Origin of the sequence: Flavobacterium pokkalii (assembly GCF_014596575.1) — a bacterium.
Taxonomy (GTDB): Bacteria; Bacteroidota; Bacteroidia; order Flavobacteriales; family Flavobacteriaceae; genus Flavobacterium; species Flavobacterium pokkalii.
In genome coordinates this window covers 19,166-42,290 of record NZ_NASZ01000028.1, presented here as the reverse complement: position 1 = coordinate 42,290, position 23,125 = coordinate 19,166, and the positions used below count along the sequence as shown (strand labels likewise).

Annotated in this window: 15 protein-coding genes and 3 tRNA genes; 6 read left to right on the top strand and 12 right to left on the bottom strand. The window is 34.4% G+C overall.

What is annotated here, in order from left to right; all coding sequences use genetic code 11:
* Window positions 1-467: 467 nt before the first annotated feature.
* The 9 genes from B6A10_RS16375 to proS form a co-directional block, all read right to left on the bottom strand.
* Window positions 468-1,181 (bottom strand): TolC family protein, encoded by a 714-nt coding sequence (locus B6A10_RS16375; protein WP_238929419.1) that lies wholly within the window; start codon window positions 1,179-1,181, stop codon window positions 468-470.
* Window positions 1,178-1,882, bottom strand: a complete 705-nt coding sequence (locus B6A10_RS16370; protein WP_238929418.1) for a TolC family protein — start codon at window positions 1,880-1,882, stop codon at window positions 1,178-1,180. Before B6A10_RS16370 ends, B6A10_RS16375 begins: the two co-directional genes overlap by 4 nt.
* The gene (locus B6A10_RS14775; RefSeq protein ID WP_188221471.1) at window positions 1,863-3,215 is read right to left on the bottom strand and encodes an HlyD family secretion protein; all 1,353 of its coding nucleotides are present in this window, start codon (window positions 3,213-3,215) and stop codon (window positions 1,863-1,865) included. The genes B6A10_RS16370 and B6A10_RS14775 overlap by 20 nt, the downstream gene beginning before the upstream one ends.
* Before the next feature lie 2 nt (window positions 3,216-3,217).
* Complete coding sequence (locus B6A10_RS14770; RefSeq protein WP_188221470.1) at window positions 3,218-4,873, bottom strand: peptidase domain-containing ABC transporter; 1,656 nt, start codon at window positions 4,871-4,873, stop codon at window positions 3,218-3,220.
* Window positions 4,874-5,496: 623 nt separating this feature from the next.
* The gene (rpsT, locus tag B6A10_RS14760; RefSeq protein ID WP_026714122.1) at window positions 5,497-5,748 is read right to left on the bottom strand and encodes a 30S ribosomal protein S20; all 252 of its coding nucleotides are present in this window, start codon (window positions 5,746-5,748) and stop codon (window positions 5,497-5,499) included.
* Between the two features lie 165 nt (window positions 5,749-5,913).
* Window positions 5,914-5,985 (bottom strand) — tRNA-Glu (locus B6A10_RS14755).
* Between the two features lie 48 nt (window positions 5,986-6,033).
* A tRNA-Glu gene (locus B6A10_RS14750) sits at window positions 6,034-6,105 on the bottom strand.
* A gap of 42 nt (window positions 6,106-6,147) precedes the next feature.
* Window positions 6,148-6,219: transfer RNA gene (locus B6A10_RS14745), tRNA-Glu, on the bottom strand.
* 97 nt (window positions 6,220-6,316) lie between these two features.
* Window positions 6,317-7,795: a proline--tRNA ligase gene (proS, locus tag B6A10_RS14740; RefSeq protein ID WP_055090332.1), complete on the bottom strand. Its 1,479-nt coding sequence runs from the start codon at window positions 7,793-7,795 to the stop codon at window positions 6,317-6,319.
* 101 nt (window positions 7,796-7,896) lie between these two features.
* On the opposite strand from proS, the gene B6A10_RS14735 reads away from it, so the two are divergent.
* The 5 genes from B6A10_RS14735 (at window position 7,897) to B6A10_RS14715 (ending at window position 13,350) form a co-directional block, all read left to right on the top strand.
* Complete coding sequence (locus B6A10_RS14735; RefSeq protein ID WP_188221468.1) at window positions 7,897-8,847, top strand: hypothetical protein; 951 nt, start codon at window positions 7,897-7,899, stop codon at window positions 8,845-8,847.
* Between the two features lie 22 nt (window positions 8,848-8,869).
* Window positions 8,870-10,381 (top strand): OmpP1/FadL family transporter, encoded by a 1,512-nt coding sequence (locus B6A10_RS14730; RefSeq protein ID WP_188221467.1) that lies wholly within the window; start codon window positions 8,870-8,872, stop codon window positions 10,379-10,381.
* Between the two features lie 210 nt (window positions 10,382-10,591).
* Window positions 10,592-11,905, top strand: a complete 1,314-nt coding sequence (gene rimO / locus B6A10_RS14725; protein ID WP_188221466.1) for a 30S ribosomal protein S12 methylthiotransferase RimO — start codon at window positions 10,592-10,594, stop codon at window positions 11,903-11,905.
* 31 nt (window positions 11,906-11,936) lie between these two features.
* A complete protein-coding gene (locus B6A10_RS14720) occupies window positions 11,937-12,413 on the top strand; it encodes a hypothetical protein (RefSeq protein ID WP_188221465.1) in 477 nt (158 codons plus the stop codon).
* A 34-nt stretch (window positions 12,414-12,447) separates the two neighbouring features.
* Entirely contained in the window at window positions 12,448-13,350 is a 903-nt protein-coding gene (locus tag B6A10_RS14715) for an N-acetylmuramoyl-L-alanine amidase (protein WP_188221464.1), read from the top strand.
* A 385-nt stretch (window positions 13,351-13,735) separates the two neighbouring features.
* On the opposite strand, the gene B6A10_RS14710 is transcribed toward B6A10_RS14715, so the two are convergent.
* Together B6A10_RS14710 and B6A10_RS14705 are read right to left on the bottom strand one after the other, a co-directional pair.
* Window positions 13,736-14,794 carry a porin gene (locus B6A10_RS14710; protein ID WP_188221463.1) on the bottom strand — a complete coding sequence of 353 codons (1,059 nt, stop codon included), beginning with the start codon at window positions 14,792-14,794 and terminating at the stop codon, window positions 13,736-13,738.
* A 489-nt stretch (window positions 14,795-15,283) separates the two neighbouring features.
* On the bottom strand, window positions 15,284-17,473 hold the full coding sequence (locus B6A10_RS14705; protein WP_188221462.1) for a B12-binding domain-containing radical SAM protein: 2,190 nt from the start codon (window positions 17,471-17,473) through the stop codon (window positions 15,284-15,286).
* A gap of 164 nt (window positions 17,474-17,637) precedes the next feature.
* Here B6A10_RS14705 and B6A10_RS14700 point away from each other — a divergent pair, with 164 nt between their 5' ends.
* The gene (locus B6A10_RS14700) at window positions 17,638-21,711 is read left to right on the top strand and encodes a DUF7948 domain-containing protein (RefSeq protein WP_188221461.1); all 4,074 of its coding nucleotides are present in this window, start codon (window positions 17,638-17,640) and stop codon (window positions 21,709-21,711) included.
* Window positions 21,712-21,768: 57 nt separating this feature from the next.
* On the opposite strand, the gene B6A10_RS14695 is transcribed toward B6A10_RS14700, so the two are convergent.
* Window positions 21,769-23,046 (bottom strand): MFS transporter, encoded by a 1,278-nt coding sequence (locus tag B6A10_RS14695; protein WP_188221460.1) that lies wholly within the window; start codon window positions 23,044-23,046, stop codon window positions 21,769-21,771.
* Window positions 23,047-23,125 lie beyond the last annotated feature (79 nt).

Below are 23,125 nucleotides of genomic sequence, written 5' to 3'. Positions count from 1 at the left end.
TTTTTAAAAATTTCTTCTTAAATTCTCTTTCGCTTTTCAGTATGTCTATCAGAACGTTTTCGCTGTTGCGGGTGCAAAAGTAACACCTTTATTCAATTACACAACACCTTTTGCAAACTATTTTACTCACTATTTTTTAATAGCCTGATAACAAAGATTTTCTATTTTGAAGTTTTTTATGTTTGTAGGAATTTGGAAGAATTAAAAAGTAACTATAACACAAATTCCTCGACTCCCGATTCCTCAGAACAGAATGACAACACCAATCTTAATGAAGCTTTACACTACTATATATAATAGAAACCCCCATTTTAAAACAAACAAACTAGCCCTGATAGTTCCGATAGCTATCGGAACGAAAATCCTTTCTTGACGACCTTTAGACAAGAAACAGCTACTAATAAAAAAAGAAAATCCGTCCCAAAATACTTCGGAACGGATAGTAACAACTACACTCTTATTCTATTTTAATCCGGATTTGCCAGGATTTTATACAATTCGGCATTAGATATACAAAACTGATTTTCGATATTAATTTGAGACAACTTGGCACTTACCAAATTTGATTCCCTCGAATTAATTAAAAAAACCGAACTTTCTCCGAAAGAAAACATTCGTTCTTCCGAAGCAAGCATAACCATATAATCTTTTACCAGATTATCAATAACACTTTTTTGCTTCCTTAACGAAGTAATCTCCGTTTGCTGCGCTTTTATTTTATTCTTCAATTCAAGTTGCTGTTGCTGTATATCAAAATCTAAATCCTGAATTTTAAGTTTTGCCATTTTGAGTCCACCACGTTCTTTCCTCAAAAAAATTGGGAAACTAAAGTCAACATTAAATTTATAGTCACTGGAATTGAAAGAATTCAAAGAAAGTGGTTCTGCAATAAAATTATAACCAACATTTATTTTAGGCAGCAAGGCATTTGCTTTTAATTGCCTCCCTACTTCCAACATTGATTTTTTGGTTTCCAAAGCCTGAATTTTAGGATGTGATTCTAAACTCTCAACCGCCAGCATCATTTCATCCGTTTTAAGTGTTTCCTCCAGAGTTTCTATTAAATTTTCTTCCGGCCTAACAAAATCCCCCAACTCTACCGGAACATTTTCAATCCATAAATAATTAGACAGGTATAATTTTGCTTTAGCCAACTTCAATTTCCCATTTTCCAGATTCATCTGTTTCGAACTGTAATTCCAGTTTCCACACTATCTATTGCCGGATAATCTCCTAATTTTATCAGTTTCTTTACTCCTTCAAAACGTGTAGAAGCAAAACCTAAATACTTACTATACAATTCAGCTTCGTTAAAACTTTTTCTCCATTCAAAATAAGCCTCACTTGCTTTATACAATACTTCAATCGCAATGAGCTTTCGTTGTGCATCACTCAATTTCAATTGTAATTTAGCTTCTCTCACATCAGCCATTCGTTGATTAATAAATAATCCCTGACCTAAAGCCATATTCAACCCGACTGACGTCAATCCCGCATCGGGAGTTTTATTCTGCGGATTATAATATGTTCCGTCAGCCTGATCAAAACCAGCTTTGACTTCGATTCCATACCAGGTAGGAATTTTAAAACTACTATTTAACAACGAATAATATTCGGTTCCTTTAAATTCTTTGGTATTATAATCTACTTCAATTTTAGGATCAAATCCTCCTCGTGCAACCATTAAAGCTGCCTCAGCATTACTAATTTGAAGATTTGCCTGTTTTACTAACGGATGGTATTTTTTTACATAACCTAAAAACTCACTATAACTCAAAACTTCTTTATTAAAGTCCTGACTATAAATTACAGAATTATGAAACAGCAAAAAAACAAACAACCATTGCAGAATAGCTTTCAATTTATTTTTTCTCTTTTGCATTTGCATCTTTTTCATCTGACTTATAATAATTTGGCGGAAAACCATTTAAATTTCGCCATATTTCATACCAAACCGGAACCGTTTTTAACAAAGCAATACTTTGCGCACCTGCTCCAATACTCAATTCTTTTGGCCATTTATGATCTTTACCATCAGGCGAAATAAGCACTCTGTATTTTCCATTCGAACTTATAAAATTCTCAATAGCCACAATACGACCTCCAAAAGTTCCATAAGACAATCCCGGCCAACCTGAAAAAACAACTCTTGGCCAACCATCAAACCAAACTCTTACCTTAGCTCCTCGCTGTACTAAAGGCAAATCGATAGGATCTACATAAGTTTCTACAGCAATATCATAAGATGCCGGCATAATACTCACAATAGAAGTTCCTTCTTTTATTGTTTCTCCAATACCCGCCAACAAAGCTCTATTAACATAACCACTTTGTGGAGCTGTGATATAATACATCCCGCTTCTAATAGCATAATTAGAATATTGATTGCGTAATTTATTCACCTGCGCTTCAGTATCATATTGTGTACTTAAAGCCGTAAACTTATCACTTCTTGATTTCGAAATTTTCTCAGAATACTCCGCTTTAATCCTATTTATTTCAACCCGGGCATTAATCAGTTCATTTTTACTACTCAAAAGTTTATTCTGCTGCGTAACAATATATGCTTCTGATTCCTGAAGTTTTAATCTTTTTTGTTCTACATCAGTCAAGGGTTTCAAACCCTCTTTATTCAAAGCCGTAGAACGACTATATTGCGTTTGCGCAATTTTCAACTGTGTCTTTATAGCTTCAAGATCCATACTATCACTTTTAATCTTCAAAAGCGATTGCTTAATTTTATTTTCAGCCTGTTGTAATTTCAGTTGTCTTTCGGCAATAAGAGATTCTACCTGAACATCCAGAGAATTCACTTTATCACCGTAAGATTCTAAAGCCATTTTTTTAGCATCAACCTGTTGCTTGGTATTCCCAACCAAATTTGGATCTAAGTAATCTTCTTTTACCTCCGAAATAAAAAGAATAGTATCTCCTTTTTTTACATAATCACCTTCCTGAACATACCATTTTTCAATTTTTCCGGCAATAGTATTATGAACTGTCTGCGGCCTTTGATCCGGTTTTAAAGTCGTAACCGAACCACTTCCTGAAATATTTTGGGTCCATGGAAGAAAAAGACAAAAAACACCAAACAGTAAAAAACCAATAACCACCATATTTAAAAATTTATAATGCGGTTTACGAGCTACACTATTTATAGATTTAAATCTCCCCGGAGTAATCAGTACATCATTATTTTTAGATATATTAAGCATAATTATTTTTTAATATCAGTTATAATCTTCCCATCATCAATCGTTATCACCCTTTCGCATTTATCCTTCCAAATTTCATTTTTAGAAGTTACCACTACCGTCCAATTATTATCTTTAGAAAATAAAAAGTCAACAATTTTAGCAGCCGTTTCCCGATCCATTTTATCAACAGGATCTTCTAAAAACAATACATTCGGCTTATGCACAATACTTCTTGCCAAAAGAATTTTCTGCATATCAGAATCAGAAAGTTCACTACCATCTGGATGAATTTGATTTTCAAGTCCATCTGAAAAAGTTTTAATAAAAGGCGTCAGGAACACATTATCTAAAGCCCATTTCAACTCATCATTATCAATAGTTTCATTCTCAAAGACAATATTTTCTCTAATGGTTCCGGCAAAAAGTGTATCGCTTTTTAAAAAAGTCCCCGACTGAGCTCTGTAAGTATTTTCATCGAGCCTATTCATATAATTATCCGTCACATACATCGCCCCACTTTCCGGCTCTAACAATCCCGAAAGCAAACGCAACAAAGTACTTTTTCCTGCCCCGTTTGTTCCCTGCAACAAAATTTTCTCCCCCTGAGTTATTTTTAAATTAATATTCTTCAGGGATTTTTTATTGTGTTTTGGATAATTATAAATAATACTATCGGTTTCAATAGTTAGTCCTGTTTTATTAATATCTGAAGTTTGAGGAATAGACATCATTTCCATATCCGTAACCTGACCAATTTTTTCTAATGAAGTCAAAACATCATAAAAAGCTTCGAGACCAAAAATGATTTTTTCAACCGAATTAATCAATAACACGATAACAATTTCTGCTGCTACAAACTGCCCGATATTCATTTTATGATGAATTACCAAAAAACCACCAATTGACAATAAAGCCGCCGTAACAATAACTTTAAAAACAACCAATTGAACATATTGTTTTCGCATTACCTTGAAATGTTTTTCACGAAAATCAATATACTTACTCACATAAGCATCATTTCGATCCAAAGCATATTCGAAAGCTCTCTTTTTTCTAAAACTTTCACGGTTGCGGGCAATTTCCTGAATCCAAGCCGCTATTTTATACTTAAATTTTGACTCACTCAAACTCGTTTCCAGACCGTCTTTATACGAAAATTTAAAAATCACATACAAAATACCCGCAAAAAGAAGTCCAATTACCATAAAAAAGGAATGATACAAAACCAATAATATGATCCCTAAACCAACCTGAAGAAAAGCGGTACAAAAATCCAACAAAAGTTTAGCAGTCCCTTTTTGCACCATCAAAGTATCAAAAAAGCGATTGGCTTTTTCAGGAGCATATTCCGAATATAATTCTTTAAACTTAATCAGCGGCATTCGGTAAGCAAACTCAAATGAAGAACGCACAAAAATCCGTTGTTGCAGATTTTCTACAATTCGCAATTGCAAAATTGTCAAAACGCCCCCAAATCCCACTCCGATAGTTACCAGAATCACCAGAACAATCCAGGACACACTAAGCTGCCCGCTTTGAATAAAATTAATAATCGCCTGAATTCCTAAAGGCAAAGAAAGATTCACCAAACCAGCAAAAGCAGCGTAAAAAATAATTTGATATACATCTCGCTTTTCTAATTTAAGTAAATTATAAAATCGTTTTAAAGGTGTCATTTTTTATATAAATACAAGAATTAATAATAAACATATAGAAAACCATATGCAAGGAAGCATAAAAACTTCCAAAACTCAAAAAAATTACACAAAAAATTGAGGAGGCGGTAAGTGAATTTCTCGACAAAATCCAAACAAAAAGACCGGATTATCAAGATTAAATTTCTTACTCAAAGTATTTTGAAAAAAATAACTATTCAAAGAAGTACCAAAAGGTATCAAAAACTCTAGTACAGAAATTTCTTTTACAAATTTCACCCCCTTAGCTTCTTTGGTTTTAGTCTCTTCTAATTCATTTGAATATTTATTCCATTTAAACATTTTATCAAAAAAACTACAAATTTTAGTTTCATGACTACAATGATGATACAAATTTCCCGAAATATTAATAATACTCAACAGAAAATACACCAGCAAAAAAAACCGGAAACATTTACATAAAATACTATGTCTAATACTATTCAGCATCCTCATAAAATTTTGAGGTTGCAAGTTAAGACTTAATTCAAAGCGCTACATTAGAAAAACATTAGAATTCGCTTTCTGCAAATTTTTACTCAAATTTTGGCGCATAAAAAAAGCCTCCTTTTTCAAGGAGGCTTTATATTATAAAATTGTAAAGATTACAATTTGTTTACAAACTTAGTTAATTTAGATTTTAAGTTAGAAGCTTTATTATCGTGGATAATATTCTTTTTAGCTAACTTGTCAATCATAGAAATAACACTTGTTAATTTAGCAGAAGCATCTGCTTTATCAGTAGCTAAACGCAAAGCTTTGATTGCATTACGTGTAGTTTTGTGTTGGTATCTGTTTAATACTCTTTTTTTCTCGTTGCTTCTAATTCTTTTTAAAGCTGACTTATGATTTGCCATTTTACTTTTTTTTAATTGTAATAATTATTTTAAACTATTAGCTAAAAAAGAAAAACCTCCCACAACAACATCTTTTACAATGCAATCACTTTGGTTTTAACTAATAAAATAAACATCTGAGACACTTGACATTTATTTCATAAAACTATTTCACAACTAATTTTGTAGTCCGTAGGGGAATCGAACCCCTGTTACCAGGATGAAAACCTGGCGTCCTAACCCCTAGACGAACGGACCATTATTCCTCTAAGAAAGTTAAGCATTCTATCTTCCTCAATTAACTTGTAGTCCGTGGGGGAATCGAACCCCCCTTACCAGGATGAAAACCTGGCGTCCTAACCGATAGACGAACGGACCAAAATTCCTTATTTAGCGGAACTGTATTTTCAATATTTTTTGTAGTCCGTGGGGGAATCGAACCCCCCTTACCAGGATGAAAACCTGGCGTCCTAACCGATAGACGAACGGACCATTGCGTTACATTGTGCAGTGCATTTCTGTATTGCGGTTGCAAAGATACAACTGTTTTTTAATTGCACAATAGCTTGTCAAAAAAAAATATATTTTTTTAATATGCCTTCGCAAAAAACACTCTTTTATTAGACGGATTCCCAGTAAACACGCAGCTTCCCGCTTCTTCAACAGCACTTAAAGGAATACATCTGATAGTAGCTTTTGTCAATTCTTTAATTTTTTCCTCAGTCTCAGCCGTACCATCCCAATGCGCTGATACAAAGCCTCCTTTGTTTTCCAACACCTCTTTAAACTCCTCAAAGCTGTTTACCTCAGTAATATGAGTTTCACGATAATTCAACGCCTTATTGAACAAATCTAACTGAATTTGCTCTAATAATTCGCTAATAAATGCTGCAATTCCTTCTTTAGATTTCACTTCTTTCGTCAAAGTATCTCTTCGGGCTACCTCATAAGTTCCGTTTTCAAGATCTTTTGGACCAACAGCAATTCGAACCGGAACCCCTTTTAATTCCCATTCCGCAAATTTGAATCCTGGCTTTTGAGTCGTTCTGTCATCAAATTTTACCGAAATACCCAACTTACGTAAATCGGCAATTAACTTATCAACTTCCTGAGAAATCTGAGCTAATTGTTCATCCGACTTATATATAGGTACAATTACTACTTGAATTGGAGCTAAATTTGGAGGCAATACTAAACCTTGGTCATCTGAATGCGTCATCACCAATGCTCCCATTAATCTTGTAGAAACTCCCCATGAAGTTCCCCAAACATATTCCTGCTTTCCTTCGGCATTAGCAAACTTCACATCAAAAGCTTCCGCGAAGTTTTGACCTAAGAAATGTGATGTTCCTGCCTGAAGCGCTTTCCCATCCTGCATCAAAGCTTCAATGCAATAGGTTTCTTCAGCTCCCGCAAAACGTTCCGTTTCGGTTTTCAATCCTTTTACAACGGGAATTGCCATGAAATTCTGCACAAAATCTGCGTAAACATTCATCATTTTCTCCGACTCCTCAATCGCTTCTTTTCTGGTTGCGTGAGCTGTATGGCCTTCCTGCCATAAAAACTCAGCTGTTCTTAAAAACAAACGGGTTCTCATTTCCCAACGTACCACATTAGCCCATTGGTTAATTAACAAAGGTAAATCTCTGTAAGATTGCACCCAGCCTTTATACGTTGACCAAATAATAGCCTCACTCGTAGGGCGAACAATAAGTTCTTCTTCCAACTTTGCATTTGGGTCAACAATAAGCTTTCCAGGCTTATCCGGATCGTTTTTTAATCTGTAATGCGTCACTACCGCACATTCTTTTGCAAAACCTTCGGCATTTTTTTCCTCGGCTTCAAACATGCTTTTAGGGACAAATAATGGAAAATAGGCATTTTGATGTCCTGTTTCTTTAAACATTCTATCTAATTCAGCTTGCATTTTTTCCCAAATAGCATAACCATAAGGTTTAATAACCATGCAACCTCTAACTCCTGAATTCTCGGCTAAATCAGCTTTTACAACCAGTTCATTATACCATTTTGAATAATCTTCTGATCGTGTAGTAAGGTTCTTACTCATATTATATATTTTGGCACAAATTTTGTTTAATTTTATTTAACTAAATAGTTTGGCAAAACTAACTATTTTTGTAATGTGCAACAATAAAAAACCCAACAGATATGAAAACTAATATTTTTTCATTACAAAAAGCGCAAAATTATCTTTATATTGGATTACTAAGCCTTTTTATGGTTTCTTGTGGTTCTTTTCAAAACAGCTCTTATTACGAAAATGACGGAATCTACGGAGCTTCTTACAATAGAAACACCGAAAGAAATACTGTTTCTGACAATTACTACAAAGATTATTTTAATTCGCTACAAAACGAAAATCCGTCTTCCGGCGAAATCTTTACTGATATCGACCACTACAGTGATTTTGATTCTACTGAGAATAATTCTATAAGTTATGCCGGATGGGGAAGCAATCAAACCAGAACAATCGTTAATGTTTACCCTGATTATTGGGGTATGAATTACGGATTAGGATGGAATAACTGGGGCTGGAACAATTGGGGAATGAACTACGGATTTGGCTGGAACAACTGGGGATTAAATTACGGCTGGGGATGGAATAATTGGGGATGGAATTACCCATATAGCTACGGTTATTACGGATGGAACTATCCGTATTATGGTTACAACAATTACTACTATTACTACGGAAACAATAATTACGGAGGCAGAAGAAACTACTCTTACAATCCGAGCCGCAGAGGATCAAGCGCTACAAATTCAAGCTACAGTAACAGCACTTATTCCCCAACGAGAAATTACTCTCCAACCAGACGTTATTCAGAAAGTATCAGAACACCTGTTTTTACAAATTCCAGAACGTACAATAATTCTAACAGTACACAAACCAACAGAAGAAGCAATACACAATATCAAAACAACAATACCCAACAAAGCAGAACTTATTCCAGAAGTGAAAGTTATAGCCCTTCAAGAAGCTACAACAGCCCTTCATCTTCTTCATCTTCATACAGCACCGGAAGATCTTATGGAGGAAGCAGCGGAGGCAGCAGTAGCGGAGGTAGCTACAGATCATCAGGAGGAAGTCGAAGATAATTAATCGTTAAAAATCACTACAATGAAAAAAAATCTATTTTTAATTATATCTGTATGCTCTTTTGGTATTGCGCAATCACAAGAGATTAGTGACGCTGTACGATTTAGTCAGGAAAACATCAATGGTACCGCCCGTTTCAGAGCGATGAGCGGTGCTTTTGGAGCCTTAGGAGGAGATCTTTCTTCTATAAATGTCAACCCGGCCGGTTCTGCTATATTTGCAAATAACCAAATGGGCATAACCATAAGCAACTCCACCACCAAAAATAAAGCTTCATATTTTGGTTCAACCAATACCGAAAATGACAATTCTTTCGATGTTAACCAAGCCGGACTTGTATTTGTTTTTAACAACAACAGAAGTAATGACGGATGGAATAAATTTTCCTTAGCTATCAATTATGACAACAAAAATAATTTCAACAATACTATTGGCACTTTTGGAGTCAATCCAACAAATTCAATCGGAGATTATTTTTTAAGTTATGCTAACGGAATTCCTTTAAACGATTTTGCTGGTCAAAATTATGGAAATCTAGATCATGCATCCCAACAAGCTTATTTAGCTTTTAAATCCTACATTATTGACCCTGCAAACAACGACCCCAATCCTAACGAATATATTTCTAACATTGCGGAAGGAGGAAATTATTACCAGGAAAATACTATTACCACAAATGGCTACAACGGGAAGTTATCTTTTAACGCTGCCGCAGCCTGCAATGATAAATTTTATATTGGTATCAACTTAAACTCTCATTTTATCGATTATACCCAATCATCTGTTTTTTATGAAGACAACAACAACCCATTACCTTCAGATCCCGACAGCTACAGAGTAAACAAAGTGCAATTCAACAATGATTTATATACTTACGGTTCCGGTTTTTCTTTCCAACTTGGAATTATTGGAAAAATCACTCCGGAAGCAAGAATAGGTCTGGCTTACGAATCACCAACATGGTACAAATTGAATGACGAATTAACCCAATCAGTAGTTGCGGTAAGCTCTAACACTTCCGGCTCTCTCGATCCTGATGTAATTAATCCAAATATCACCAATGTTTACGCTCCTTACAAGCTACAAACTCCAGGAAAATTCACCACAAGTTTCGCTTATATTTTTGGAAAAACAGGTCTTTTAAGCATTGATTACAGTCTTAAAAACTATAGCAAGACTAAATTCAAACCAGAATACGACAGCTATTATCAGGTTTTAAATAACGAAATGGACAAAACGTTAGCCAATACAAGTGAAGTTCGTGTAGGAGGCGAATACAAAATAGAAAGATTAAGCTTAAGAGCCGGGTATCATTTTCAGGAAAGCCCATACAAAAACAAGACTACCATTGGCGACTTACACGGCTATTCTGCCGGATTAGGATACAATTTTGGCGGAACAAAAGCTGACTTATCTTATGCTTACGCAAAAAGAAATTCGAATCAAGGTTTCTTTAGCCAAGGACTTACCGATGGTGCTGCTGTAAATTCAATTAACAACACGGTTACACTTACTTTATTATTTGAATTATAAAACACTCAGAATCCCAACAAACAACCGTCTTGTCTTTTCTAAAACAAGACGGTTGTTTGTTTTTAAAAATACATTTCTAAAAAATCATCCGTACTTTCTTAAAGCACCACAAATAGCACCATAAAAAAATAGTTAAATAGCAACAATCCCGATAGCTATCGGGACAATTTGAATAAAAAAACGTAATTTTGCCATCCAATTTACAATTCTATGAGAACTAAGTCTTTAAAAAAGAACAAAATAAACGTAATTACCCTTGGATGTTCCAAAAACATATACGATAGCGAAGTATTAATGGGGCAACTTCGTGCCAATGGAAAAGAAGTTGAACACGAAGCACCAGCCGAAAAAGAAGGCAATATTATCGTTATCAACACCTGCGGTTTTATTGATAATGCAAAAGCGGAATCAGTAAACATGATTTTGGAGTATGCTGACAAAAAAGAAAAAGGCTTAGTTGACAAAGTTTTCGTAACCGGATGTTTATCGGAGCGCTACAGACCTGATTTAGAAAAAGAAATTCCTAATGTCGATCAGTTTTTCGGAACTACCGAATTACCTCAATTATTAAAAGCTTTAGGCGCCGATTATAAACATGAATTATTAGGAGAAAGACTTACTACAACTCCTAAAAATTATGCTTATTTAAAAATTGCCGAAGGTTGCGACCGACCTTGCAGCTTTTGTGCTATTCCGATTATGCGCGGAAAACACGTTTCGCAACCTATTGAAAAATTAGTCAAAGAAGCGGAAGGTTTGGCCAGAGACGGTGTAAAAGAATTAATCTTAATTGCTCAGGACTTAACTTATTACGGACTTGATATTTATAAAAAAAGAAATTTAGCCGAATTACTGGAAGCACTTGCTAAAGTAGAAGGTATCGAATGGATTCGTTTGCATTACGCCTTCCCTACCGGTTTCCCTATGGATGTTTTGGATTTAATGAAACGCGAACCAAAAATCTGTAATTACATCGATATTCCATTGCAACACATTTCAGATTCTATTTTGAAATCAATGCGTCGCGGAACTACTCAGGCAAAAACTACTCAATTATTAAAAGACTTTAGAGCAGCTGTTCCGGGAATGGCTATCCGTACCACTTTAATTGTAGGTTATCCGGGAGAAACACAAGAAGATTTCGAAATTTTGAAAGATTTTGTTCAGGAAATGAAATTTGACCGAATGGGGTGCTTTGCTTATTCACATGAAGAAAACACGCACGCTTATTTGTTAGAAGACGACGTTCCGGATGATGTAAAACAAGCCCGTGCTAATGAAATCATGGAATTGCAATCTCAAATTTCCTGGGATTTAAATCAGGAAAAAATTGGAAAAACTTTCAAATGTATTATTGACCGAAAAGAAGGAAATCACTTTGTGGGTCGTACTGAGTTTGACAGTCCGGATGTTGATAACGAAGTATTAATTGACGCTTCTAAATTCTATTTAAAAACAGGCGATTTTGCAATGATTAAAATCATCGACGCGACTGAATACGATTTATACGGTGAGCCAGCTTAAATGCTTTTAGCCATTTTTTAAAAACTTTAACATGAAAAAGATACAATTCTTCCTCTTATTTTCGTTTACATTAATAAGTTTTAATTCTTTTGCCCAATACGGTTATGGCGGTTATGGAAACGGCTACGGAAATGGATACGGGAATAATTACGGCATGGGCATGAGTCAGGTGGAACAAAATGCTATGAAACCTAAAGAAATTCCAGCAGAAGTTACAGTTGGAAAAATAATGGAAAAGCTAAAACCAGAATTAAATCTGGATGAACTGCAAACGATAGCCATCGGAAATGTATATACCGACATTATCAAATCGCAAACAGCGATTATGAAAGATGAAAAATTGAGCCAGGAAGAAAAATCCAACGAAATAAAAGCTCTTTTTGAAGTCAACGAACGAAAGGTAAACGAATACCTCAATGAGGAACAAAGACAAAAATATAAAGCGCTGAAAGAAGAGCGCGGAAACAACAAAAAAGAGAAAAAGAAGAAAAAGAAAAAGGAAGACTAAACGGTTTTCCTTTTTTAATAAAAATCAAACAGCAATGAGTAAATATTTCATCTATTTAATTCCAGCAATAATCATTTCCTCCTGTTCGACAAATCCTTATAAAAAAAGCGAAAAGGAATATAATACAAAACTCAAAAGCTTTAAAGAACAAATCTCTGTTAAAGAACCGGAACCACTGCCTATTGTAAACAAAGTAACAATAAGCATTGATAGTGCATATACCAAACAATTATATACTTTCAAAGACAGTATTTTTAAAATTGGCTCCACCCAATTAGACAATGGCATCCATACCGAATGGATAAGCACTGTTAATTTTAATCTTCGCAAACCCAATTTTATCATTCTGCATCATACCGCACAGGATTCCATTCAGCAAACCGTAAAAACCTTTACCAAAGAAAGTACTCAGGTAAGCGCACATTATGTCGTGGCCAAAGACGGTCATGTTGTCCAAATGCTGAACGATTATCTACGCGCCTGGCATGCCGGAGTAAGTTCCTGGGGGAGAAATACTGATATTAATTCGGCTTCTATTGGCATCGAAATAGACAATAATGGCAGCGAGCCTTTTTCGGAACCACAAATTACCAGTTTGATGGCTTTGTTAAGCAAATTAAAAAAAGACTATAATATTCCGGCTCAAAACATCATTGGACATTCAGACATTGCTCCAACCCGAAAAAAAGATCCCAGCGCTTTTTTTCCATGGAAAACTTTAGCCGAAAATGGTTTTGGAATTTGGAAAGACGACATCCTTCCTCTTGCCCCCTTTGATTTTAATCCGGAACAGGCTTTGCGAATTATTGGCTACAACACCAAAAACTTAAATGCAGCCATAACTGCTTTTAAACTGCACTATATGCCCGAAGAAGTAAATGCTGTTTTAGATCAAAATACCATAAACACGATTTATTCTATTTACTTAAAACAATAAAAAACAGTTTCTTAAAACGAAAAGAGCTTTGAAAATAAATTCAAAGCTCTTTTTTATTATATAAAACCCGTTGGGTGAAATTAGTTTTCAATGATAATTTTTCGTTAGTTCGAGTGATTTTCTCCCGAAGCCTCGGGAAGAAAATCGTATCGAGAACAAGAAAAATTTCATTAAAAAACGTTTCTCGTCCCGATAGTTATCGGGACATTTTTTGTTACGTTTCACTATACAAAAAACACGCGAACTGACGTTTTTAATAATTTCACCCAACGGGTTATATAAAGACAAAAATTAGACATAAAAAAACTGCCAAGACACAATCGAATTGTACCTTGGCAGTAAAAAAAATTATATTGTAATGTAATTTGGTTTTGGTTTTGTTTTTTTAGAATCCGTATACTAAAGCAACTGAAGCTTGCGTTGCTGATTTTGTAGCCATCATATCTGAATCAAAGAAGTTATCATCTTTAGCAGAATCCAATCTGAATTCAGGAATAATTGTCAAACCACCAGCTTTATAATTAGCAGATAAAGTAAAAGCTGCTACAGAGTTATCAGCTGATAAACCATACATAGCACTGTTTTCTTTTGCTTTAAAATATTCCGCACGTAAACCTAAACCAAAGTTATCATTTACAGCTACTGATGGATACAAAGCTACTCCAGTATAACCTACTTTATCTCCGTTTCCTGACCAATCAGCTGCGTTTAAACCTAATTTAAATTTATCAGATAATTGGAAAGAAGCTGTCAAATCTACAATTGTACCAGCAACTGAACCATCCATAAAATTCAAATAAGCACTTACTCCTTCTGTTGGAGTTAAAGACAATTGAGCTCCAATTGCATTCAAACCTTTCATAGGATCAGCCGAATAAACATTCCAATTATCATTGAATGCTCCAACCATCAAACCTACTTTATCGGAAAAAGCATAATTCGCTTTCACCCCTGCATTTTGGAATGGTCCGTTAGTAAACAAATAAGAAGTCGAATAATGGAAGTTCGCTACTGGTGAAATCACTTCATAACCAATAAAAGTCCCCATATACCCCGCTGTGAAGCTTAATTTATCTGTAACTGCATAAGTAACATACAAGTTTTGTATATTGAATGATTCACCGCTTGTTGACGCAATAACATCACCATTATCATCAAATACTACTCCTGGAGTATTTAAAATCGATTGATATTGTCCTCTAGGTCCAAAAGAAACCTCACCCACGAAAGAAGTTTTACCCGTTGTTTTCTTCAAAGCGATATCAATCATACCTAAAGAAACAGAATTCTGATCAGAAGCAAAACTTGTCCCTATGTTAGACATTTTTGCAAAATCATATTTATAGTAAAGATCAGCAGAACCTGAAATTTCTAACGGTGTGTCTTGTGCAAATGTCACGCTTCCTGTCAGTGCTAAAGCTAAAATAAAAATTACTCTTTTCATGTTGAATTTTGTTTTGGTTATTTTAAATTATTTTTACTCAAAAAGAAATATTAACATATTATTCTCAGTTTTTAATACATTTTTAACCTCTTTCTTGAAGCAAATTTATCAACTTTTAAATTTATCAAAATGAAAAAATATAACTTTTTTCGATTTTAAGTGTCGATTTATCAAAAAACAGGATTCGGATAAAAAAAAATACGTTTTTATTATTTTTTAACATCAAAAAACTAATTATTCTCACAGTAAAAAACACATCACCCCTTAAAAATTAGACACTAAATTCAAAAAACAACTCAAAAAAATGACAAAAATCCAATTTTAAATCAAATAAACAAACACCACCCCTTAAAAAAATAGGGGTAAAACAAAAAATAACACTTTTAAAAATTCTTTAAAAACTTATAAAAACAAAAAAACCTCCTAAAAGGAGGTTCACACTGCAACATTACAGTAATTCACTTCAAATAAGCAGAAAATTGAAATTATTTATAAGACTAACAATCCATGTTCTCTTAAAACAGTTACCGCCTTAGAATACCAGAACAACTCAAAATCTTCCAACTCTAATTCAAAGTCCGTTTTTAATTCCTGATAAGAATATATCTTGGAATTCGAAACAGCCATTTTTAGAAGTATCTCAGCCAGCCATTCCCCTTCGGCTTTATTAGTTTGAATAGTAAAACTTTCTTTTTTATCATGAAAAATTAAAGCAGCCATTTCCCAGGAGCGTCCTTTTTTAGTCTTGGTAAAATATTCCAGAGTAGGTTTTCCTCCTATCCAAACTACTTTAGCGGTAGGCTTTGTATGAAGATGATGATCTACTTGCAAAGCATCAAAAATAAACTCAGGATGGATTTTCGTTCTTGGAATCTTAAAGTCAAACCAATCCTGCAAATCATAGTCGAAACAAATACCATGCATATAATTGAATAATGATTTTTTTAGCCCAAAACTAAATTGATCATGGTTGACACCAGTTGAATCTTTATAATTAATATCATTATTAGCAAAAGTTCCAATGGCTTTGGTTTCTTTAACGGTACCAAATTTTTCCGGATACATACCCACCGGACTATGCGCCGTCATGGCAAACTGATGCCAAAAACCCGATTGCAAAACACCTGCTTCAAACAATTGGCGCACCATTTCAAGACTATCCACTGTTTCCTGAATGGTTTGTGTTGGATAACCGTACATTAAATAGGCATGAACCATAACACCCGCTTCAGTAAAATTACGAGTCACTCTAGCCACTTGTTCTACCGTTACTCCTTTATCTATTAATTTAAGTAATCGGTCAGATGCTACTTCAAGGCCTCCAGAAACGGCTATACAACCCGAAGCTTTAAGCAGTATACACAAATCGGCAGTAAAACTTTTTTCAAATCGAATATTCGTCCACCAGGTAACAGATAATTTTCTTCTCAAAATTTCCAATGCCAAAGCACGCATTAAAGCCGGGGGAGCCGCTTCGTCTACAAAATGAAACCCATTTTGTCCCGTTTGAGCAATCAGTTCCTCCATTCGATCACAAAGTAAACTAGCAGCAACAGGTTCATACACCTTAATATAATCTAAGGAAATATCACAAAAAGTACATTTTCCCCAATAACAACCATGAGCCATGGTCAATTTGTTCCATCGACCATCACTCCACATACGATGCATCGGATTTACTATTTCAATTACTGAAATATATTTATCCAACAACAAATCGGAATAATCTGGAGTACCCACTTGCGATTGTTTGTAATCTGATTTAGCCGAATTGTTTTTATACACCACTTTTTCATTTTCCAAAAGAAAAGTTCGTTTATAAAACTTCTCGACTGCGCTCGAAGTGACAGCATTTACAAGTTCCTCTACGGGTAATTCACCATCATCCAAAGTGATATAATCGAAAAACTCAAAAACACGGACATCCGAAAGGGAACGCAACTCAGTATTGGGGAAACCGCCACCCATCGAAATTTTAATTTCAGGATAATGTTTTTTCACCCATTGTGCACATCTAAAAGCCGAATATAAATTTCCGGGAAAAGGAACTGAAATCAGGAATAAATTCGGCTGAACTATTTCAATTCTTTCCTTTAAAATAGAAAAAAGTATTCTATCTATATAGGTAGACTCTTGTTGTAAGGCTTCATATAATTCGTCAAAAGAATTCGCACTTCGACCTAATCGCTCAGCATAACGACTGAAACCAAAATTAGCATCGACACATTCCACAATAAAATCAGATATATCTTCGAGATACAAAGTTGCCAAATGTTTCGCCTTATCCTGCATTCCCATTGTTCCAAAAGCCCAATCCAATTCCTCTAATTGTGCAAAACGGGATGCTTCCGGCAAATAATCTTCCTGACAAATTTGGAGTGCTAAAGTTGGATTTTTTCCTTGCAAAAAAGCAATTACCGGATCAATCGTTTTAATATACTCGTCCTGTAAAGCAAAAATTCTTTTACAGTTGTCAGTTGTTGGTTGTTGGTTATTAGACTGAAACAAATCTATAAGACCTTCTTTCGAAAACAATTTCAAAATCACCTCAATACCCAAATCAGCCTGAACGGAATCGATATTTTTGGTGTTTAAAAATCCTTTAATATAAGCCGTTGCCGGATACGGTGTATTCAGCTGAGTAAAAGGCGGAGTGATGAGGAAAAGTTTGGTTTTCAAAGGAAAAATATTTTGTGCAAAAATAAGCCTTATTTGTATAGTTTACATAAAAATTAATATAGTGCCTTCATCAACTCCAAATTTATACCGAGATTTATTTTAGATAGCTCAAAACTTATAGTTTGTAGAAAATAAATTACATTTGCATTCATAAAGTTTATCAAATGAAACACATTTTACTTTTGCTTTTATTATTATTTATTATTCCCTCATTTGGGCAACAAAAAAATGGTTCCATAGGTTTTAAAGAAAACAAAGGTCAAATTATAGATCAAAATGGAAAACCCAATAATGCGGTAAAATTTCTTTTGAATACCAATGGTTTAAATGTACAATTAAAGCAAAATGGTTTTTCTTATGACATTTATGAAACTAAAAAAATCCCTGTAAAACATCGTATCGAAGAAAACAACTCAATTTCATCAATAGCAAAAAACGACAAAAAAGCACCTGATTATTCTTTAGAATATACCTTTCATCGAATTGACATTGATTTTGTAAATTCAAATCCCAATGTAGAATTGATTTCTAATGAGGAATCTAAAGATTATGACAATTATTACAATGTTCCTAATAAACCTGAAGGCATTGTCAATGTACATCAATACCAACAAATTACATACAAGAATATTTATCCTAATATTGATGTCGTTTTCTCCATACCAAAAGACAGCGTAAAAGCAGTTGAATATAACTTTGTGGTGCATCCAAGTGGAAAAATATCAGATATTCAATTGAAATTTAATGGCGCCAAAACAGAATTAGTTGATAATAAAATCAAAATGAATGTTCGTTTTGGAGCAATGGAAGAAATTCTGCCTGCCAGCTGGACGGAAGACGGAATGACAAAGAAATCAATTCATGTAGGTTACAAAAAAATAAAAAACAATGTTTATGGATTTAACACATCCAATTCTGTAAATGGAAAAACGATAATTATTGATCCTGTTCCTGTGAGGTTGTGGGGGACTTTTTATGGAGATGAGTTTGGTAATTCTCCAGGTGCACAATGGTGGTGGGTTAATCTAATAACTGATTCTTTAGGCAACGCTTATGTATCTGGCGCCACTACTACTTTAAACTCATCTTATGCTACTTCTGGGGCTCATCAAACAATAGTAAATTCTACTTATATTAATTCAGTTACAAATGGCATTATTTTTAAATTTGATTCAAATGGTAATAGATTATGGGGTACTTATTATGGAGGGACATCAGGAACAAATATAAAAGCAATAAAAATTGATTCACAAAATAATGTTTTAGCTACAGGTAATACATCTTCAGAAACAAACATCAGCACTTTAGGTTCTTTTCAACCAAATATGAAAGGCATAGTTGATGCTTTTTTAGTAAAATTCAATAGTAACGGTATTAGACAATGGGGGACTTATTTCGGCGGAGAAAATAGTGATTATGCTAATAACTTGGATATAGAAACTAATAATATTTATATTATAGGAAATACATCCAGTAGAACAAATATTGCATTCAATAGCAACTTTCAAACGCAATTAAATAATTCAGTCAATACATCTTCATCTCTTTCGGATGGATTTATTGCCAGATTCAACGAAAATGGTAATTTAATTTGGAGTACTTATGTAGGTGGTGATGGAATTGATAACTTAAATGCCATAGTAGTAAAGGATTCTTATTTAGTTGCTGGAGGATCTACCGGAAGCACAAATAATATGACAACTTCGGGTGTTTTTCAAGAACAACAAAATCCTTTATATTTAGGAGATGGTTATATTTGTAAATTTTCATTAGCTGGCGAAAGAATTTGGGGTAGTTATTACGGAGGTACTTCCCCAATTGAAAATATTGAATCAGTTGAAGTAGATAATGAAGAAAATATTTATATAGGCGGACAATCATACAGTAATGATAATATTGCAACAACAGGTAGTTTTGAAAGTTCAAACTCAGCTATTTTTAAAGGTTTTTTGGCAAAATTAAATAGTCAAGGGCAAAGAATGTGGGGAACTTACGTAGGTGGTATTGTTATTTATTCTATAATATTTGAGAACAATTCAATTTATATAGGTGGTGGAAATGCTGATTACTCATTGGATCTAAAATTAACTAACCTATGTTCTTACAAGCCAAACAGAAACAGAACCTATATAGGATATGTTGGTAAATTTTCTAAACAAGGAGTATTTGCTTGGGGAACGTATATTGGTAATGATAATTCTTTAAAAATGACTTTAGATTCCAACGGCTCTATTTTTGTAGCAGGACTGTCAAGTGTGAATGAAGATATTGCAGATATAAATTCCTACCAATCTAACATTTTGGGTGAAAAAAACTATTTTTTAATGAAATTTTCGGAAGATATTATAACTACTCCAATTATTTCAAGCAACTCCCCAATCTGTATTGGAAACAATTTAGAACTAAAAGCATCCGGAGGTACCGATTATTTATGGACAGGTCCAAACGGATTTACATCCACCGAACAAAACCCAATAATAATAAATGCAACTGCTCAAAATAGTGGACAATATAGTTGTTTAATAACTGGAACAGGAGGCTGTGATGATACTAAAACTATAGAAGTAATTGTTGGAGACGTAGAAGCTCCAGTTCCTGATCTTGCCACTCTCCCAACAATAACAGGAGATTGTAATACAATTATAACCACAGTCCCAACGGCTACTGATACATGTGCTGGAGTAATTACAGCTACAACTACAAGTCCGCTAACCTACAATTTACCTGGAACTTATACTATTATTTGGAATTATAATGATGGAAATGGAAATGCTGTTAATCAAAATCAAACAGTAACTATTACTAGCCAACCTATTCCAATAATTAATACTCCTCAAACCTTCTGCCTTCAACAAAACGCAACAATTAGCGATATTGTAATTTCTGGTCAAAGCATAAAATGGTACGATACCTTGACCGATGGAAATGTACTTTCCAATACTACTTCATTACAAAATGGTACCACTTATTATGCTTCGCAAACAATAAACGGATGCGAAAGTGAAAGAGTCGCTGTTTTAATTAATATTCAAAATACTCCGATGCCAACAGCTGATACCAATCAGTCTTTTTGTACCGGCACAAATCCTACTATTGCAAACATTGAAGTAACAGGAAATTTAATAAAATGGTATGATGCTTTAACCAATGGTTCTCTAGTAAGCGAAACGACTTCTCTTGTTGATGGTAGAACTTACTATGCTTCGCAAACGATGAATAATTGCGAAAGTGAAAGATTAGGAATTCAAGTTTCAATTGTTAATACCCCTCCTGCTCCAACTGCAACTGCAACGCAATCATTCTGTAAAAATAAAAATGCAACTTTAGAGGATATTCAAATCTCTGGACAAAACATAAAATGGTACGATACTAATTTTTCTGCATCCAGTTTACCAAGCACAACCTTATTAGAAGACAATAAAACCTATTACGCTTCACAAACTATAGGTTGTGAAAGTGACAGAACTCCTATTTTAATTCGAGTTTACAATACTCCATTACCAATAGGAAGTAAAACGCAACAATTTTGTATTGATGAAAATGCGACTATTGCCAATCTTAGTATTTCGGGTTCTAATATTACTTGGTATGATGAGCTTTCTAATGGAAATATTCTAGACGAAACAACTTTATTAGAAAATGGAAAAATCTATTATGCTACACAAACTCTTAACAATTGTGAAAGCGAAAGACTAGCCATTACTGTAACAATTCAGGATACGCAACCCCCTACTGTTACTTCACCTCAAACATTCTGCATCCAAAAAAATGCAAAAATTAGTGACATAGCCATTTCGGGACAAAACATCAATTGGTTTGAGAATGCTTCCTCTTCCATACCTCTATCGGATTTCACTTTACTTGAAAACGGAATTACCTACTACGCTTCAGAAACCATAAACAATTGCGAAAGTGATAGAATTCCTATATCCATAATTATTCTCGAAGCCACTACTGGAGATTGCATTAATTTTGTAGATGAGCTTCCATACCCAAAATTCTTTACACCAAACAACGACGGATACAATGACACTTGGACTATTGATTTTGCCTATTTAAAACCCAATACTGGAATTCGAATCTTTGATCGTTATGGTAAATTATTAAAAGAATTATTCCCTAATTCAAGTTGGAATGGTCTGTTTAACAATCAGGAATTGCCATCAACAGATTACTGGTTTATTGTGACAAGAGCAAATGGACAGGAATACAAAGGACATTTTAGTCTAAAGCGATAAATAAAAAGATCGCAAAATCCATTCGACTTTGCGCTCTTTTTAACTTTTATAATATATTTAAAACTTATGTTCCTGCTTGCTAATCACCAATAACGAAACTAAGGAAATCAATGCTGCGGTCACTAAATAAAAGCCCACATAAGTCAAACCATAATTAGAAGCCAGCCAAATAGCAATCATGGGAGCAAATGCAGCACCGAGAATTCCGGCCATATTAAAGGTTAAGGATGCTCCGGAATAACGAACGGTTGTCGGGAATAATTCGGAAAGGAAAGTTCCCAAAGGTCCATACGTAAAGCCCATCAAAGCCATTCCCATACACACAAAAGCAGTTACTAAAAACGTACTTCCCGAATTTAAAAAATAAGAAAAGAAAAAACCGAAAAAAGCAATTGCAATTGTGGTATAAATCAACATTTTTCTTCGACCAATTTTATCAGCAACTAAGGCCGAAACAGGAATGAATAACGCAAAAAACAACACCGAAAACAACTGAATCAACAAGGCGTCTCTTTTCGTAAATCCTAAATCGGAAGTAGCCCAACTCAGCGTAAACACAGTCATTAGATAAAACACTAAAAAGGTGGTAATGGCTGCAAAAGTTCCAAAAATCAACTGGTTTTTATACGATTTCAACAACGTAAAAAACGGGATTTTCACTTCGTGCTGCTCTTCTTTAGAATTTTCAAAAGCTGGAGTTTCGGTAATTTTCAATCGAATATAAAAACCAATAATTACTAAAAGCGAACTGGCAATAAAAGGAATTCTCCAACCGTAATCCATAAAATCCTCGGCACTCATATTATCAGTCAACAATAAAAAAGTCCCTCCGGAAAGCAACAAACCTATCGGCGCGCCAAGCTGTGGGAACATACCATACCAGGCGCGTTTGTGTGGTGGCGCATTCTCAATAGCCAATAAAACGGCACCTCCCCATTCGCCACCTAAACCAACTCCCTGTCCAAAACGACACAACATTAATAATATAGGTGCCAAAATTCCAATACTGGCATAACTAGGCAAAAATCCAATGCTAACCGTAGAAATCCCCATGGTTAATAAAGCCGCAACCAAAGTTACTTTTCGTCCTACTTTGTCACCAAAATGCCCAAAAAAAGCAGAACCCAACGGTCTGGACAAAAAAGCAATTGAAAAAGTTGCTAAAGATTCCAAAGTCGAATTGGTACTATCCGCTCCAGGAAAAAACAACTGTGGAAAAACCAACACCGCTGCATTGGCATAAATATAAAAATCAAAAAACTCAATAGTAGTCCCGATTAAACTACCAAAAAGAACATGTTTTAAAGAATTTATTTTAGCTGACTGTTCTTTCATAAACAAAAAATTAAATTTAAAAATCCTGCAAAAATCCTCCTTATTTTTGAAAGCTACAAATATTTAGTTCCAATATTTT